The sequence below is a fragment of the Streptomyces sp. NPDC051913 genome (assembly GCF_044593635.1).
Taxonomy (GTDB): domain Bacteria; phylum Actinomycetota; class Actinomycetes; order Streptomycetales; family Streptomycetaceae; genus Streptomyces.
In genome coordinates this window covers 96,429-111,707 of record NZ_JBIUCI010000004.1, presented here as the reverse complement: position 1 = coordinate 111,707, position 15,279 = coordinate 96,429, and the positions used below count along the sequence as shown (strand labels likewise).

The following is a 15,279-nucleotide window of genomic DNA, read 5'->3' as shown; positions in this document are numbered from 1 at the left end:
TTCGGGGTGTTCAGTACGCGGTGAGGTCGCGGACGGCCGCCACGACCTTGTCGACGGTGGGGATGACCCGCTCCTCCAGCGCGTCGGCGAACGGCAGCGGCACGCACTCCCCCGCCACCCGGCGCACGGGCGCGTCCAGCAGGCCGAACCCCTCGTCGGCGACGACCGAGACGAGCGTGGCGCCCCAGCCGCCCTGATACGGGTTCTCCTCGACGGTGACGAGCCGCGAGGTCCGGGCGAGCGAGGCGAGGACGGTGCTCATGTCCAGCGGCACCAGACAGCGCAGGTCGACGACCTCGGCCTCGACGCCCTCCTCGGCGAGCAGCGCGGCGGCCCGCAGGGCCAGCGGGAGCATCGCGGCGAGGGCCACCAGGGTGACGTCGGCGCCCTCGCGCACGACGGATGCCCGGCCCAGCTCGACCACATGGTCCGGCGGCGGAGGCGAACCCTTCGCCGCCAACAGCCCCTTGTGCTCGAAGAACACCACCGGGTCGTCGCTGCGGATCGCCGCCGCCATCATGCCGATCACGTCGGCGGGCGTGGCGGGCGCGGCGATCTTCAGCCCCGGAACGGTCAGCGCCCAGTTCTCCGTGGCCTGCGAGTGCTGGGCGCCGAAACCGAGCCCGCCGCCGTTGGCGGTGCGCACGACGAGGGGCACGGTGACCTGGCCACCCGTCATGTAACGCACCTTGGGTATCTCGTTGGCGACGTAGTCCCAACAACAGGCCAAGAAGTCCGAGAACATGATCTCCGCGACGGGCCGCATCCCGGTCATCGCGGCGCCCATCGCCGCGCCCACGATGGCCTGTTCGGAGATCGGCGTGTCCCACACCCGCTCCGGCCCGAACTCCTCGAACAGCCCGGCGGTCGTCTTGAACACGCCGCCCGCCGCACCGATGTCCTCCCCGAGACAGACCACGGCCGGGTCCCTGCGCATCTCGCGCGCGATGCCCTCGGCGACGGCCGCCCGGTAGGTGATCACGTCCGCCATGCGGCACCTCCGTCCGCCCACACGTCGGTCAGCGCCTCGCGCGGATCGGGCGCGGGCGCGTTCCGCGCCGCGTCGACCGCCTGCCGTACGACCTCCTGTGCGCGCTCGTCGGCCGCGGTGACCGTCTCCTCGGACACGCCCAGCTCGGTCAGCCGGCCGCGCGCGAGGTCCAACGGGTCGTGCTTCAGCCAGCGTTCGACCTCCTCGGCCGGGCGGTAGGTCGCCGGGTCGGATCTGCTGTGCCCGAAGTGCCGGTAGGTGGCGGCCTCCAGCAGAGCGGGCCCGTCTCCTGCCCGGGCCCGCTCCGCGAGCCGGGCCACGCTCTCCCGCACGGCCACGACGTCGTTGCCGTCGACGCTCTCGCCCGGGATGCCGTACGCGGGCGCCCGGTCGGCCGCCGGGCGGGCCACCGCGGTGACGTCGGCGATCGGCGTGTACTCCATGTAGAGGTTGTTCTCGCAGACGAACAGCACCGGCAGCTTCCATACGGCGGCCAGGTTCAACGCCTCGTGGAAGGCGCCGATGTTGGTCGCGCCGTCCCCGAAGAAGGCGACCGCGATCTGACCGGTGCCGCGCAGCCGGGCCGACCACGCGGCACCGGCCGCCATCGGGAGGTGGGCGCCGACGATGGCGTAGGAGCCGAGCATGCCGGTGGCCGCCTTGGTGAGGTGCATGGAGCCGCCCTTGGCGCCGCACAGCCCCGTTGCCCTGCTCATGAGTTCGGCCAGGCACTCCTCCGGGGTGGCGCCGCGGGCCAGCGCGTGGTGGTGGCCCCGGTAGGTGGCGAAGACGTAGTCGTCGGCGCGCAGGGCGGCGCTCGCGCCGACGGCGATCGCCTCGTGGCCGGCGGCGAGGTGGGTGGTGCCCTTGACGAGGCCCTGGAGGAACAGGTCGTGGGCGGCCTTCTCGGTGCGGCGGATGAGGGCCATCCGCTCGTACATCGCCAGGAGTTCACCGGTGTCCATCGGCGGTCCCCGTGTTGAGGTGGGACTGCGACTCCCGGCGGGTGTTCAGCTCGCCGCCCACCGTCCAGTACTTGCGGCCGGCGACGAGGAGTTCCTCGGCCGGGAACTTGGTGATGACCTCGCAGCCGTCCGCGGTGACGACCAGCTCCTCCTCGATGCGGGCCGCGGACCAGCCGTCGGCGGCGGGCCAGTAGGTCTCCAGGGCGAACACCATGCCCTCTTCCAGGACTTCGGGATGGTCGAGGGAGACCAGTCGGCTGAAGATGGGCTTCTCCCAGATGGACAGGCCCACCCCGTGGCCGTACTGGAGGGCGAAGGCGGCCGTCTCGTCGGCGAAGCCGAACTCCTCCGCACGGGGCCACACTTGGACGATGTCGGCGGTGGTGGCGCCGGGCCGGACGAGGGCGATGGCCTGGTCCATGTACTCCCGGCAGCGGACGTAGGCGTCGCGCTGGGCGCCGGAGGCGCTGCCGACGGCGAACGTGCGGTAGTAGCAGGTGCGGTAGCCGAGGTGGCTGTGGAGGATGTCGAAGAAGGCGGGGTCGCCGGGGCGGATCAGGCGGTCGCTGTAGACGTGCGGATGGGGTGAACAGCGTTCCCCGGAGATGGCGTTGACGCCTTCGACGTACTCGCTGCCGAGGTCGTAGAGGACCTTGCTGACCAGTCCGACGCACTCGTTCTCGCGCACACCGGGACGCAGATGGCCGTACAGCTCCTCGTAGGCCGCGTCGACCATCGCGCAGGCCTGGGTGAGCAGGGAGATCTCGTCGCGGGTCTTGGTGCGGCGGGCCTCCAGGAAGACCTGCTGGCCGTCGACGACGTCGATGCCCTCGGCCCGCAGGGCGGCCAGGACCGGCAGCTCGGCCACGTCGACACCCAACGGCTCACCGGCGAGGCCGTGTTCGCGCAGTTCGGCGGCGATCTTCGCGGCCACGTCCTCCGCGATCCCGGCGTCGGGGTGGAAGGCGCCGCGCAGGGTGGAGATGCCGGCGCGGGCGCCGGTGGGCGGGCCTTCCTTGCCGTCGCTGTAGTCCAGCCAGGGGTTGTGGAGTTGGTGGTGGCGGGCCGCCGAGCCGAAGTCCCAGACGACCGGGTCGCCGCCGCGCACCAGCAGGGCGAAGCGGATCAGCTTGTCCATCGCCCAGGTGCCGATGTGCGTGGCGGTCATGTAGCGGATGTTGGCGAAGTCGAAGCTGAGCACCGCGCCGAGCGAGGAGCGGTTCAGGGTCTCGTGGAGCCGGGCCAGCCGCTGCCCGCGCAGCCGGTCGAGGTCGACGCGCTCTTCCCAGTCGACGGCGTTGGGTCCGAATGTGCGGATCGCCATGGCGACCACCCCCACTGCGGAGTGAACGACTGCACGCGGCGAGTGTCAAGTGTCACTGAACACGAACCACACCCCGACGGCTGGTTCCTCTCCATCGTTGCAGTAGCGGTGCGGGGTCGTCGACTCGAAGCAGACCGCACCGCCGGGACGCAGTGTGTACGTGTCGAAACCGAGAGTGAGGACCAGCTCGCCGGAGATCAGATAGCCGTACTCGGTGCCCGCGTGCCGCATCAGGCCGCCGGAGGTGGAGGAGGAGCCGCCCGGCCGGTAGGTGACCAGCAGGAAGTCCACATCCGCGCCCGGGACATGGCCGAGCCGTTCCCACACGACGCCCGAGTCGAGTTCCAGCACCTCGCGTTCCCCGCCCGTGACCAACGGACCGATGCGACGGGCGGGATCGGCGGCGAACGCGGCCAGGGCGTGCGTCACCGCGGCGGCGCCGCCGGTCGCGGCGACCGGCTCCCGCTGCTCGAAGAGCGACTCGACCGAGATGCCCAGGACGGTCGTGATGGCGTACAGCGTGCTCACCGACGGCTGGCTCTTGCCGGTCTCGATCTGGGAGACCAGGCTCGCGGAGACACCGACCTCGCGGGCCAGGGCGCGCAGGCTCACGCCGCGCTCCTGACGCGCCCGCCGGATGCGCGCGCCGATGGGCGGCACGTCGGCAGGGGCCACGGGCGGCTCCTCTCACGGACGGTCATGTGCAGTGTCATTGAACAGCCGCCACGGGCCCTCGCGCCAGAGATCGGCCGAAGGGAGGAGAGCGGGGCACGCCGGTCATGGCCATCCGGCCGAGGTGCGCGCGGGGGTCCGCGGGCGAGGGTGGAGCCACCTTCCCAGCCGGTCCTCAGCAGGAGTTCACCATGCGGCGCAACAAGTTCCTGGTCGGAGTCGTCGGCGGCGCTGCCGCCACCCTCGCCCTCGGCGGTCTCGGTACCCATCTGCTCTCCGGCACCGAGTCGACGAGCCGCCTCGACGCGGACAGCACCGCGACCGTGGACGGCCACAAGGCCCTCAGCAGCACCATCGTCGCGGGCCGCACCCAGAGCAGGTACCACCCACTGCCCTGGGTCGGGGACAAGATCCACGACGTCACCTGCCCCAGCGGTCTGAAGGCCGTCGCCGGGGCCTCCCTCACCTGCACCGGCAAGAAGGGCGACGGCTCGACCGTCGACATCCCCGTCACGGTGGTCAAGGCCACCGCGTCCTCCGTCACCTGGAAGTTCGAGCGCTGACCGACATGACGAACACCGTTCTGGCCGGTCTCGGCCTGGTGAAGAAGTACGGCGCCGCCGTCGCCCTCGACGGCGTGGACGTCTCGGTCGGCGAACGCGACTCGCTGGCGATCATGGGCCCGTCCGGGTCCGGCAAGTCGACGCTGCTGCACACCCTGGCCGGGATCGTGCGCCCCGACAGCGGCACGGTGCTGCTGCGCGGGGCGGGCATCGACAAGCTGAGCGAGGAGAAGCTCAGCGCCCTGCGCCGCACGCGGTTCGGGTTCGTGTTCCAGTTCGGCCAGCTGCTGCCCGAGCTGCCCGCCGAGGAGAACGTGGCGCTGCCGCTGATGCTGGAGGGCGTCCCGCGCCGGCGGGCGGTGGAGCGGGCCCGGCGCTGGTTCGCCCCGCTCGCTCTGGACGGCCTCGAACACCGCCGCCCGGGCCAGCTGTCCGGCGGACAGGCCCAACGCGTGGCGATCGCCCGGGCCCTCGCCGCCGAGCCGGACGTCGTCTTCGCCGACGAACCGACCGGCGCCCTCGACCAGGCGACGAGCACCGAGGTCGTCCGTCTGCTGACCTCGGTCACCCGCGAGCAGGGCGCCGCGCTCGTCATGGTCACCCATGACGCCGACGTGGCCGCCCACTGCGACCGGGTTCTCCAGGTCCGCGACGGCCGGATCAGCCACCACACCCAGTTCACGGTCGCCTGAGGAGCCCTGACGTGCGTTCCCCCGTCCTGCCCCTGACCTGGCACCTCACCCGGGCGTCCGGCCGCCGCGGCCTGCAGAGCCAGCTCCTCGCGGCCGGTGCCGCCGCCGTCGGCGCGTTCGTGATGCTGGTGATGATCGCCGCGACCGTCGGCGCCGACGTCCGAGCAGACCGCACCGCCTGGCGCACCCCCGAGCCCGCGCGCAACGGCACCGCCGTCCAGGCCCTCGCCACCACCTACGTCCGCGGCGAGCCCCTCACCGTCGTCTCCCTCGCCCAGCTGCCCGGCCGCGCCCCGACCCCGGCCCCGCCCGGTCTCGACATGTTCCCGAAGCAGGGGGAGGTGGACGTCTCCCCCGCCCTGGCGGAACTGCTGCGCAAGCTTCCCGCAGGCCAACTGGCCGACCGTCTCCCGACGGTGGCGTCCTACGGCACGCTCGGCGAGGCCGGTCTCGCCTCCCCCGACGAACTCGTCGCCGTGGTGGGCCGGGCACCGTCCGACCCCGCACTGTCCGAGACGGCGGCGACCGGCGCGAGCTACTTCGACCAGGACCAGGCCGCGCGGGCCGTCGTGTCAGGGTTCTCCGGTACGCGGCAGAGCCTGTTCACGTACGGCGACCAGGGGGCGGCGCTGCTCGGTGTGGTGCTGCTGGCGATGCCGGTGGTCGTGCTGTCCTCCGCCGCCGGGCGGCTCGGGGCGGCCCGGCGCGAGCAGCGTCTCGCCGCGCTGCGCCTTGCGGGTGCGACACCCCGGCAGATCCTCGGGATGACGGCGCTGGAGGCGTCGGCGGTGGGCGCGGCCGGCGCCCTGACCGGCGCCGTCGCCTACGTGGCGGCGCTGCCGGCGCTGGCCGAGGTGCCGTACGGCATCGGCACCTGGTACCCGGAACAGCTCTGGGTGGGCCTGCCCCGGCTGGCCGCGGTCGTCCTCGCGGTCACCGGGCTCATCACCGTCAGCGCGGTGTCGACATTGCGCCAGGTGGCCGGCTCGCCCCTCGGCGTCGCCCAGCAGGCGAATCCGCGCCGGACCAGGACGATCCGGCTGGTGCTGTTCCTCGCGGCGCTCGCCTACATCATGCGGACCACCGGCGGCGGCGATCTGAAGGGCCGCGACTACGTCGTGCTGCTGCTGATGTTCTACGGCACCTTCTGGCTGGTCGGGCCATGGGTCGTGGACCGGCTGGGGCGGATCGCGGCCCGCTTCGCCCGCCGCCCGGCGACCCTGCTCGCCGCACGCCGCCTCAGCGACGACCCGCGCGGCGCCTGGCGCACGGTCAGCGGACTGGTGCTGGCCGGGTTCGCCGCCGGGTTCTTCTCCGTGAGCATGCTGGGCACGGACGGCTCGCAGTACCGCGACCAGGTCGCCGTGATCACCGCGAACGCCACCGACGCCCGCCACGCGGCGGCCGAGGCCCGCACGCTGCTGGACCGCGCACACGTCGAGGCCCGGATCAGCGTCGTACCGGCGGACGACTACGACAGTCTGCTGGGCGGCAGCCCGGGCATCGTCGCCCGGGTCGCGGGCGGACCGGCGCGGCTGGACACCGCCGTCACCGCCCTCTCGTCCGTCGGTTCGGGCCATCCGCCCTACACACAGGAGTACGCGACCGCGGCCGACCGCAGCATCGTCGCGCGCATCGCCGACGTGAGCACCGCGACCCTGGCGCTGAGCTTCGTGGTGGCGACCGCCTCCGCGGGGCTCACGGCGGCGGCGAACGTCCTGGACCGGCGGCGCGTCTACGGTCTGCTGCGGCTGGCGGGCACCCCGCTGAGGGTGCTGGACCGGGCCCGGGTGCGCGAGACGGTGCTGCCCCTGGTCGTGCTGGCCGGTGGCACCCTCGCGACCGGCGTGTACGGCTCGTACAAGTTCAACAAGGCCTTGGGAGCCTCGCTCGACGTCTCCGGCGTGCTCGAACTGGGCGTGTGCGTGCTGGTCGGAGCCCTGGCCATGTTCGCGGCGATCAGCGGCAGCCGTCCGCTGCTGCGGAAGGTCACCGCGGACCCGGCCCAGGCACCGGACTGAGGGGTGAGCGAGCCTTCCGGGACGACCGATGAGCGATGATCGGGCCATGACGAGCCCCACCCCGCCCGGAGCCGCGCCGATCCGGGTCCTCATCGCCGACGACCAGGACATGGTCCGCACCGGATTCCGCTTCTTCCTGGACGCGCAGCCCGACATCACGGTGGTCGCCGAGGCCGCGGACGGTGAGGAGGCGGTGGCGCTGGCCCGCGAGGTGCGGCCGGACGTGTGCCTGCTGGACATCCGGATGCCGAAGCTGGACGGTCTGGCGGCCACCCGGCTGCTGGCCGGGCCGGAGGTCGCGGACCCGATGCGGGTCGTCGTGGTCACCACCTTCGACCTCGACGAGTACGTGTACGGGGCGCTGCGCGGCGGTGCCTGCGGGTTCCTGCTCAAGGACTCCGGGCCCACTCTGCTCGCGGAGGCGGTCAGGGCCGCCGCGGCCGGCGATTCGCTGGTCTCCCCCTCGGTCACCGTCCGGCTGCTGAAGCACCTCACCGGGGCACCGGAGAAGGCCGCCGCGGCCCACCCCGCCCCGGTCACCGGGTCCCTGACGGAGCGCGAGCTGGACGTGGTCCGGCTGGTCGCTCTCGGCCGCACCAACGCCGAGATCGCCGCCGAGCTGTATGTCTCCCTGTCGACGGTCAAGACGCATCTGTCCAGCGTCCAGCTGAAGCTGGCGGCACGGAACCGGGTGGAGATCGCCGCGTGGGCCTGGCAGAACGGGCATGCGCGGCCGGAAGTTTGACGGACCGTCAATCAGCGGAGCGGATCAGGCCTGTGAGGTACCGCCACAGTGACGACCGCCGCTTGACGGTCTGATCCGGCGCGTCCGCTACGACCTCTTCGGGCACGGGCGCGACCTCGACCAGGGGCCCGGTCAGCTCGTAGCGCACCGGGAGCGAGCGCAGCCCGCGCATGAACGGCGAGGAGCGCCACGGCAGTTGGTCGACGGGGAGGGCGAGTTCCAGGTGCCCGAACCGTTCGAAGAGCCGGCTGACGCCCGCCGAGGCGATCGTCGAGGCCAGCTCCCGGGCCGGGCACTGGCGGGGCCCCGCACCCCAGGACAGATGGGCCCGGCTGCTGATGGTGGACGAGCCCGGCGCCATCTGCCCGGCGAAGAGCGGGTCGGCGTGGGCGGCGGCGGCGGAGACCCACACCGGATCGCCGGCCCGGATCGTGTAGGCGCCGAGCGGGGTGTCCGCGGCGGCGAATCTCGGCACGAAGTTGACCAGCGGCGGCTTGCGCATGACCACCCGGTTCATGGTCTCCCGGACCATCCCGGCGGACAGCGTGGTGCGCACACCTCCCTCGCTGTCCCCGCAGATCACCTCGACGACGGTGTTGGAGATGAGGATGCCGACGTGATCGGAGACCATGCCGAGCAGCATGAACAGCTCCCGGGCCAGCTCGTCGACCGTCAGGTCCGGGTGGGCGGCGACCAGGTGGGAGGGGAAGTCGTCGCCCGGCTTCTCGATCTTGGCGGCGGCGAGTTCACCGAGTGTCACCAGCAGCCGGGCCAGGGCGGGTTCGGCGTCCGGTCCGGCGTCGAGGACCCGCCACATGTCCATCAGGGCGTCGTCGCCCTGGGAGCCGGGGAAGCCGAGGAGATGGCTGGCCGCCATCAGCGGCAACGGCCGGGAGAACTGCGCCGACAGATCGGCGAGGCCGGTGCGGCCGCCCTGTCCGAGCAGACTGATCAGCTCGTCGGCGTAGCCCGTGACGGCCGCCTTGAGCCGCTTGGCCTGCGGATTGCGCGGGTCCTGGAAGGGCCGTAGGGCGACGTCCCAGGCGGCGCGCAGGCGGCGGTAGCCGTCGCCGCCCTGGATGAGGACGTGGTTGACCTCCAGGGAGGGGCCGAGCGGCCAGTCCGCCGGCACCCGGCCCTCCGTCCGGGCCCGCCAGTTCTCCAGCCCCTTGGGCCAGGCGGCGTCGTCCTGGAGCACCTGGAGCGATTCGCGATAGCCGAGGACGAGCCAGGCGGGCACGCCCAGCAGGTCGACCGGCGCGACCGGGCCGTGCCGCTCGCGCAGCCGCTCGTAGACGAGCGCGGGGCGGGTCTCGTAGTCCCGGGTCAGCAGCGGCTCCGGGGCGAGCTCTTCCAGCCTGGTGCCGTCCGGCACCGGCTCCGTCTCCTCGACCACGTGCATTCCCATGGTGCTGCCGCCCCCTTCGACACCCGCCCGTACCGAACCGGACGGGACCCTACCTGAGGAGTCAGGTGCAGCGCGCCCCCGGGGTACTCACCGGTAGCCTCCGGACCGGCCCTTCCCGTTCACCAACCGCTCCAGCCGGTCGAACCGTTCGTGCAGGGCTCGCACCGCCTCCTCCCCCAACTCATGGGCGTCGTGGGCGAGATGGTGCCGCCGCCGCTGTTCCCGGCCCACGAACCAGGTGGCGAGCGCGGCCGTGACCATGCCGTACGTGGTGATGCCGACGACCATCACCACGGCGCCGATCACCCGGCCCCAGGGGGTCACCGGGTAGAAGTCGCCGTACCCGACGGTGGTCGCGGTCTCGATCGACCACCACAGGGCTTTCGGGTACGACGTCAGATTGGCGCGGTGGGCGCCCTGTTCGGCCTCGACGACGGCCCACGACCCGGCGAGCATCACCACGACCAGGACCGCCGTCGCCGCCCCCGCCGCCTTCAGATGCAACGAGCGCCCCTCCCGGCCGAGCAGCAACTCGACCGCTCTGGCGAGGAATCCGGGCAGCATGACGACTCCTTGGGGCGCGGGCGGGCCATGGGGTCAGTGTCGGCGCCGGGGCGGCGACCGGCATGCGGGGCGGGGCGTTCGAGTTGCCGTACGGCAGCCACCGAGGTGGGCTGAACGGCATCCCCGACCCCATCGGAGAGTCCATGCCGGCCGTGCCCCGATCCGTACCGGAGACCTTCGCGTTCGCCTGCGCCGACTGCGGCCACACCTGGGAGGCCACGTTCCAGCTCATGTTCTTCACCGACCCGCTGGACGCCTCGGGCCTGACCACCCAGGAGTACGTCGACGAGGCGGGCCGGGCCGTCAGGTCGCCGCTCGCCGACGCGGTCTGTCCGAGGTGCGGCAGCCGGAGGGTCTCACTCGAACGGCCCGAGTGAGCTGGTGGGCGGCCCGCACCGGTGATCCGCTGAGGCCCTACCCACGCCCACAGGAGGCATCCGCCATGGTCTGTCGTCCCGCACGTTTTCTCACCGCAGCCCTCACCGCGACTGCGCTGCTGACGACCGCGGCCTGCTCGGACGACGACGCGGACGCGGACACCTCGGCCATCGGGGCCACCCCCCTCGCCGCCGACTCCCCCAGTGCCGCGCCCCGGCTCACCGAGGCGAAGGCGCGTCAGGCGCTGATCACCGAGGGCGATCTGGAGGACGACTGGACGCGGGTGAAGGACGCGGCGACCTGGCGGGACAGCCTGCTGATCGGCAAGGTCGACGTCGCCGACTTCCTCACCGCCAAGGCGGACGCCGCCGACTGCCAGAAGCTGCTCGACGGCCTCTACAGCGACGAGTTGCTGGGCGAGCCGTCCGGGGCGTCCGCGCTGACCGGCTTCGAGGAGCAGGAGTCCCGGCTGCTGTACCAGGTCGCCTCCTATCGGCGGGCGAGCCTCGACGCCTCGCTGAGCTGGCTGAAGTCCCTGCCCGTCAAGTGCGACCAGTTCACCGCCACCGACTCGGCGGGCGACCGGCGCACGGTCCAGGTGACGGAGAGCTCCGTCCCGGACGAGGGCGACGCCCGGCAGGGACTGCACGTCACCGTCGAGGGCACCAGCTCGGGCACCCCCGCCACCCTCACCCTCGACGTCGCCGCCGTGCGCGTGGGCAGCGACGCGATCACCGTCACGGCCGGCGGTCTCGACGGCGACGAGGACGACTCCGTGGAGGACGCGGTGAAGAAGGGCACCCAGCGGCTGAAGGACGCGCTCGCCCAGAGCTGAACCCCGCTGATCCCTCCCCTGTGCCGAATCCCGGGACATCGTGATCATCGGGCGGCACAATGGCCCCTGCGGTCGGCCGTACCGCGATCGCAGGGGCGAGGAGAGGACGGGACGACGTGAGTGACACCCCCACGAGCGGGTCGTCGAGGCTCAACACCGGCGTCGCGCACAACGCACGCGTGTGGAACTACTGGATCGGCGGCAAGGACAACTACGAGGTCGACCAGCAGGTCGGCGAGCATGTCGCCACGATGTTCCCGATCATCCGGGACATCGCCCGCGCCGACCGCGAGTTCCTCGGCCGCGCGGTGCGCCATCTGGCCGCCGACCGCGGGGTACGCCAGTTCCTGGACATCGGCACCGGTCTGCCGACGGTCGACAACACCCACGAGATCGCCCAGCGCATCGCACCGGACGCGCGGATCGTCTACGTCGACAACGACCCCATCGTCCTCGCCCACGCCCGCACCCTGCTGACCAGCACCCACGACGGCGTCACCGACTACATCGACGCCGACGTCCACGACCCGGCCGCGATCCTCGAACGCGCGGGCCGGACCCTGGACTTCACCCGTCCCGTGGCCGTGATGATGCTGGGCATCCTCAACTTCGTCCTCGACCACGACAAGGCCCGGGACATCGTCCGCCAGGTGCTCGCCGCGGTCCCGTCCGGCAGCTACCTCGTGCTGACCCACCCCACTTTCGACGACGACCTCGGCGGCGCGGGCCAGATCCCGGCCATGGAGTTCTGGAACGAGAACGCCACCCCGCCGATCACCGCCCGCAGCGGCACGGACATCGCCGCGTTCTTCGAGGGCCTCGACCTCCTCGACCCGGGTCTGGTGTCGTGCTCGCGGTGGCGTGCCGACGCGAACTCGCCTGTCGTGGTGCCGCAGTTCGGCGCGGTGGCCGTGAAACCCTGACGCGGGACCCGTACCGGCCGACCCCGTCGTGGAGGACGAATGACCACCCTTGCCGACCCCGTACCGGGGGGCCGTCCCGGTGACGTCGACCGTGCCACCGCGCTGAGCGGCGAGCTGTCCGGCCGAGGTGTGCACGGCGTGGTCCTGGGTTACGTCGACACCGCGGGCGTCGGCCGGGTGAAGACGATCCCCACGGCCGGGCTCGCCGCGGCGGCGGCCTGGGGGGTCGGCATGTCCCCGGTCTTCGACACGTTCCTCGCCGACGACTCCATCGTCACCACCGACGTCCTGGGCTCGCCCGACGGCGACCTTCGTCTCTACCCCGACCTCGACCACCTGGTGGTCCTCGCCGGGCAGCCCGGCTGGGCGTGGGCGCCGGTCGACCGGATCACGCAGGAGGGCGAGCGGCATCCCGGCTGCACCCGCACGCTGCTGCGCCGGATCGTCGCGGACGCCGAGCGGCGGCACGGCCTGACCTTCAAGGCGGCCGTCGAGGTCGAGTGGGCGGTGGGCCAGGGCCCTTCGGCCGAGGGCGACTTCGTGCCCGCGCTGTCGGGTCCGGCGTACGGGGCGATCCGGCAGGTCGAGTTGAGCGCGTACACGGCCGATCTGCTGGCCGCGTTCGCGGCGCAGGGCGTGGACGTCGACCAGCTCCATCCCGAGTACGCGGCGGGGCAGTTCGAGGTCTCGGTGGGCGCCCTGGACCCGGTGGCGGCGGCCGACCGGAGCGTGCTGGTACGGCAGACGATCCGCGCGGTCGCCGGGCGGCACGGTCTGGTCGTCTCGTTCGCGCCGGCCGTCTTCGCCGAGGGCGTCGGCAACGGCGGCCACCTCCATCTCTCCGCCTGGCGCGAGGGCGCCAACCTGCATGCGGGCGGCGAGGGTCGGTACGGCATGACGGCCGACGCGGAGGCGTTCGCGGCCGGGGTCCTGGCCCACCTCCCCGCGCTCATGGCGGTCACCGCCCCGAGTCCGGTGAGCTACCTGCGCCTCAAACCCTCCCAGTGGGCGGGGGTGTTCACCGCGTGGGGCCGCGAGACCCGCGAGGCCGCGGTCCGTGTCGTCACCGGCACCCTGGGCCTGCGCGACCAGGCCGCCAACCTGGAGGTCAAGCCGGTCGACCTGGCGGCGAACCCGTATCTGGCCCTGGGCGCCGTCATCGCGGCGGGCCTCGACGGCATCGCCTCGGCCGCCGTACTGCCGGAGGAGATCACCGGCGATCCGGCCAGGCTGGAGGCGCAACAGGCGGCGGCCCGGGGCGTCCGCAGGCTGCCCACCTCGCTGACCGAGGCGGTGGCCGAGTTCCGCGAGGACGAGTGTCTGCGCGGCGCGCTCGGACCGGTTCTCGCCGACGCGGTGATCGCCGTACGGGAAGGCGAGACGGCGTCCGTGGCCGATCTGGACGACAGCGGGATCGCGGCGGCGTACCGCTGGAAGTACTGACATGGCCGCGGTCCACGAGGCGCTCGCGGAGCTGAGCCTGGTCGACCACCACTGCCACGGCGTGGTCACCGACGACCTCGACCGGGACGGCTTCGAGGCCCTCCTCACCGAGGGCGGCCGATGGCCCGGCAGCGGCATCTCGCCCTTCGACACCCCGGTCGGTGTCTCGGTGCGCCGCCACTGCGCACCCCTGCTGGACCTGGACCGGCACGCCCCGCCGGAGGCCTACCTGGCCCGCCGGGCGGAGCTGGGCGCGCGGGAGGTGAACCGCCGCTTCCTCGCCGCGGCGGGCACCGGCACGTTCTGCCTGGACACCGGTTTCGGGCCGACCGAGCTGGCCGCCGACGACGTCTACGAGGTCGTACGCCTGGAGAGCGTGGAGGAGGCGCTGGTGGCGAACGGCGTCGAGCCCGACGACTACGCCGACGCCTTCCGCGCGGCCGCCCTTCAGGCCGTCGACCGCCCGGGGGTGGTGGCGGTGAAGTCGGTGGCGGCCTACCGCACGGGGTTCGACCTGGACCCGGCCCGTCCGTCGGCCGCCGAGGTGGAGCGGGCGGCACGACAGCGGCTGCGGGAGGGCGGACGGCTGGCGGACCCGGTCCTCGTACGGCACCTGCTGTGGACCGCCGTCGACCTGGGCCTCCCCCTCCAGCTCCACACGGGCTTCGGCGACAACGACATCCGCCTGCACAAGGTCGACCCCACCCACCTCACGGACTGGCTGCACCTGACGGCCGGCAGGATCCCGGTCCTGCTCCTGCACTGCTGGCCCTACCAGCGGCAGGCCGGCTATCTGGCCGCGGTCTTCGAGCAGGTGTACCTGGACGTCGGCCTCACCCTCCACCACGTGGGCCCGGCGCGCGCCCGGGCCGTACTGGAGGAGGCACTGGAGATCACACCGTTCCGCAAACTGCTGTACAGCTCCGACGCCTACGGTCTGGCCGAGTTCTACCGGCTCGGCGCGCTGGCGTTCCGCCGGGGACTGGGCGAGCTCCTCCAGGACCGGGTGGACACCGACGAGCTGAGTCCGTCCGACGCGGTGCGGCTCGCAGAGTGGGCGGGAGCACACAATGCGCATCGGGTCTACCGCCTTTCCGGCCCCTCCTGAAAGTATGATCAAGCAATGTCTGACATGACCGAAACCACGCCCGGCTGGCTGACGACCGACGACCTCGAGCAGGCGCGCGCCCGGATGCCGATCCTGTACGTCGAGGCCGTGCCCGTGCGCGTCGACGACAGCGGCGAAGTCACCAGCGTCGGCCTGCTGCTGCGCATCGGCCCCGACGGGACGGTCAGCCGGACGCTGGTCTCCGGACGCGTGCTGCACCACGAGCGCGTCCGCGACGCCCTCATGCGGAACCTGGAGAAGGACCTCGGCCCGGTGGCCCTGCCCCGCATCCCGACCGCCCCGCAGCCCTTCACGGTCGCCGAGTACTTCCCGACGCAGGGCATCACGCCCTACCACGACCCCCGTCAGCACGCGGTGTCACTGGCCTACGTCGTCCCGGTCACCGGCGACTGCCGGCCCCGCCAGGACGCCCTCGACCTGGTCTGGTTCAGCCCGCAGGACGCGGTGTCGGAGGCGGTGCAGAGCGAGATGCCGGGCGGGCACGGGGTGCTGCTGAAGCAGGCGCTGGCGCATGTGGGGTGCGTGATCTGACCTCCGGCGGCGCCGGGCCTTGACGCCCCTGCCCATTGGGGGCAGAGTCGTACATATACGCCGTAAACATACGACGTCCTGTCCGGTAGTCGGGA

The 15,279-nt window shown here is 72.6% G+C and carries 16 protein-coding genes; 10 read left to right on the top strand and 6 right to left on the bottom strand.

Features of this window, described 5'->3' with window-relative positions; translation table 11 throughout:
* Nucleotides 1-10 precede the first annotated feature (10 nt).
* From ACIHIX_RS13160 to ACIHIX_RS13145, 4 genes are read right to left on the bottom strand one after another with little or no spacing between them, the layout of a single operon-like run.
* On the bottom strand, nt 11-991 hold the full coding sequence (locus tag ACIHIX_RS13160; protein ID WP_399954073.1) for an alpha-ketoacid dehydrogenase subunit beta: 981 nt from the start codon (nt 989-991) through the stop codon (nt 11-13).
* Nucleotides 979-1,956, bottom strand: coding sequence for a thiamine pyrophosphate-dependent dehydrogenase E1 component subunit alpha (locus ACIHIX_RS13155; RefSeq protein WP_399954070.1), 978 nt, complete (start codon nt 1,954-1,956; stop codon nt 979-981). Before ACIHIX_RS13155 ends, ACIHIX_RS13160 begins: the two co-directional genes overlap by 13 nt.
* Nucleotides 1,943-3,280, bottom strand: coding sequence for a M24 family metallopeptidase (locus ACIHIX_RS13150; RefSeq protein WP_399954068.1), 1,338 nt, complete (start codon nt 3,278-3,280; stop codon nt 1,943-1,945). Before ACIHIX_RS13150 ends, ACIHIX_RS13155 begins: the two co-directional genes overlap by 14 nt.
* Before the next feature lie 45 nt (nt 3,281-3,325).
* Entirely contained in the window at nt 3,326-3,955 is a 630-nt protein-coding gene (locus ACIHIX_RS13145; protein ID WP_399954065.1) for a helix-turn-helix domain-containing protein, read from the bottom strand.
* A 188-nt stretch (nt 3,956-4,143) separates the two neighbouring features.
* Here ACIHIX_RS13145 and ACIHIX_RS13140 point away from each other — a divergent pair, with 188 nt between their 5' ends.
* The 4 genes from ACIHIX_RS13140 to ACIHIX_RS13125 are packed head-to-tail and all read left to right on the top strand — an operon-like array spanning nt 4,144 to nt 7,973.
* A complete protein-coding gene (locus ACIHIX_RS13140) occupies nt 4,144-4,515 on the top strand; it encodes a DUF4333 domain-containing protein (protein WP_399954062.1) in 372 nt (123 codons plus the stop codon).
* A gap of 5 nt (nt 4,516-4,520) precedes the next feature.
* Nucleotides 4,521-5,207 (top strand): ABC transporter ATP-binding protein, encoded by a 687-nt coding sequence (locus ACIHIX_RS13135; protein WP_399954060.1) that lies wholly within the window; start codon nt 4,521-4,523, stop codon nt 5,205-5,207.
* Between the two features lie 11 nt (nt 5,208-5,218).
* On the top strand, nt 5,219-7,228 hold the full coding sequence (locus ACIHIX_RS13130; RefSeq protein ID WP_399954057.1) for an FtsX-like permease family protein: 2,010 nt from the start codon (nt 5,219-5,221) through the stop codon (nt 7,226-7,228).
* Between the two features lie 46 nt (nt 7,229-7,274).
* Nucleotides 7,275-7,973 carry a response regulator gene (locus tag ACIHIX_RS13125; protein ID WP_399954054.1) on the top strand — a complete coding sequence of 233 codons (699 nt, stop codon included), beginning with the start codon at nt 7,275-7,277 and terminating at the stop codon, nt 7,971-7,973.
* 7 nt (nt 7,974-7,980) lie between these two features.
* Here ACIHIX_RS13125 and ACIHIX_RS13120 read toward each other — a convergent pair whose 3' ends face one another.
* Together ACIHIX_RS13120 and ACIHIX_RS13115 are read right to left on the bottom strand one after the other, a co-directional pair.
* Nucleotides 7,981-9,381 (bottom strand): cytochrome, encoded by a 1,401-nt coding sequence (locus ACIHIX_RS13120; protein WP_399954051.1) that lies wholly within the window; start codon nt 9,379-9,381, stop codon nt 7,981-7,983.
* A gap of 87 nt (nt 9,382-9,468) precedes the next feature.
* Nucleotides 9,469-9,945, bottom strand: coding sequence for a potassium channel family protein (locus ACIHIX_RS13115; RefSeq protein ID WP_399954049.1), 477 nt, complete (start codon nt 9,943-9,945; stop codon nt 9,469-9,471).
* 62 nt (nt 9,946-10,007) lie between these two features.
* Between ACIHIX_RS13115 and ACIHIX_RS13110 the strand changes: the two genes are divergently transcribed.
* The 6 genes from ACIHIX_RS13110 to ACIHIX_RS13085 all read left to right on the top strand — a co-directional run bounded on the left by ACIHIX_RS13110 (nt 10,008) and on the right by ACIHIX_RS13085 (nt 15,184).
* Entirely contained in the window at nt 10,008-10,322 is a 315-nt protein-coding gene (locus tag ACIHIX_RS13110) for a hypothetical protein (RefSeq protein ID WP_399954046.1), read from the top strand.
* A 65-nt stretch (nt 10,323-10,387) separates the two neighbouring features.
* Entirely contained in the window at nt 10,388-11,158 is a 771-nt protein-coding gene (locus ACIHIX_RS13105) for a hypothetical protein (RefSeq protein ID WP_399954043.1), read from the top strand.
* A gap of 59 nt (nt 11,159-11,217) precedes the next feature.
* Nucleotides 11,218-12,081, top strand: a complete 864-nt coding sequence (locus ACIHIX_RS13100; RefSeq protein WP_399954040.1) for an SAM-dependent methyltransferase — start codon at nt 11,218-11,220, stop codon at nt 12,079-12,081.
* A 39-nt stretch (nt 12,082-12,120) separates the two neighbouring features.
* Nucleotides 12,121-13,524 (top strand): glutamine synthetase, encoded by a 1,404-nt coding sequence (locus ACIHIX_RS13095; protein ID WP_399954037.1) that lies wholly within the window; start codon nt 12,121-12,123, stop codon nt 13,522-13,524.
* A 1-nt stretch (nt 13,525) separates the two neighbouring features.
* A complete protein-coding gene (locus tag ACIHIX_RS13090; RefSeq protein WP_399954035.1) occupies nt 13,526-14,632 on the top strand; it encodes an amidohydrolase family protein in 1,107 nt (368 codons plus the stop codon).
* Between the two features lie 24 nt (nt 14,633-14,656).
* Nucleotides 14,657-15,184, top strand: coding sequence for an NUDIX hydrolase family protein (locus tag ACIHIX_RS13085; RefSeq protein ID WP_329343947.1), 528 nt, complete (start codon nt 14,657-14,659; stop codon nt 15,182-15,184).
* Nucleotides 15,185-15,279: the final 95 nt, after the last annotated feature.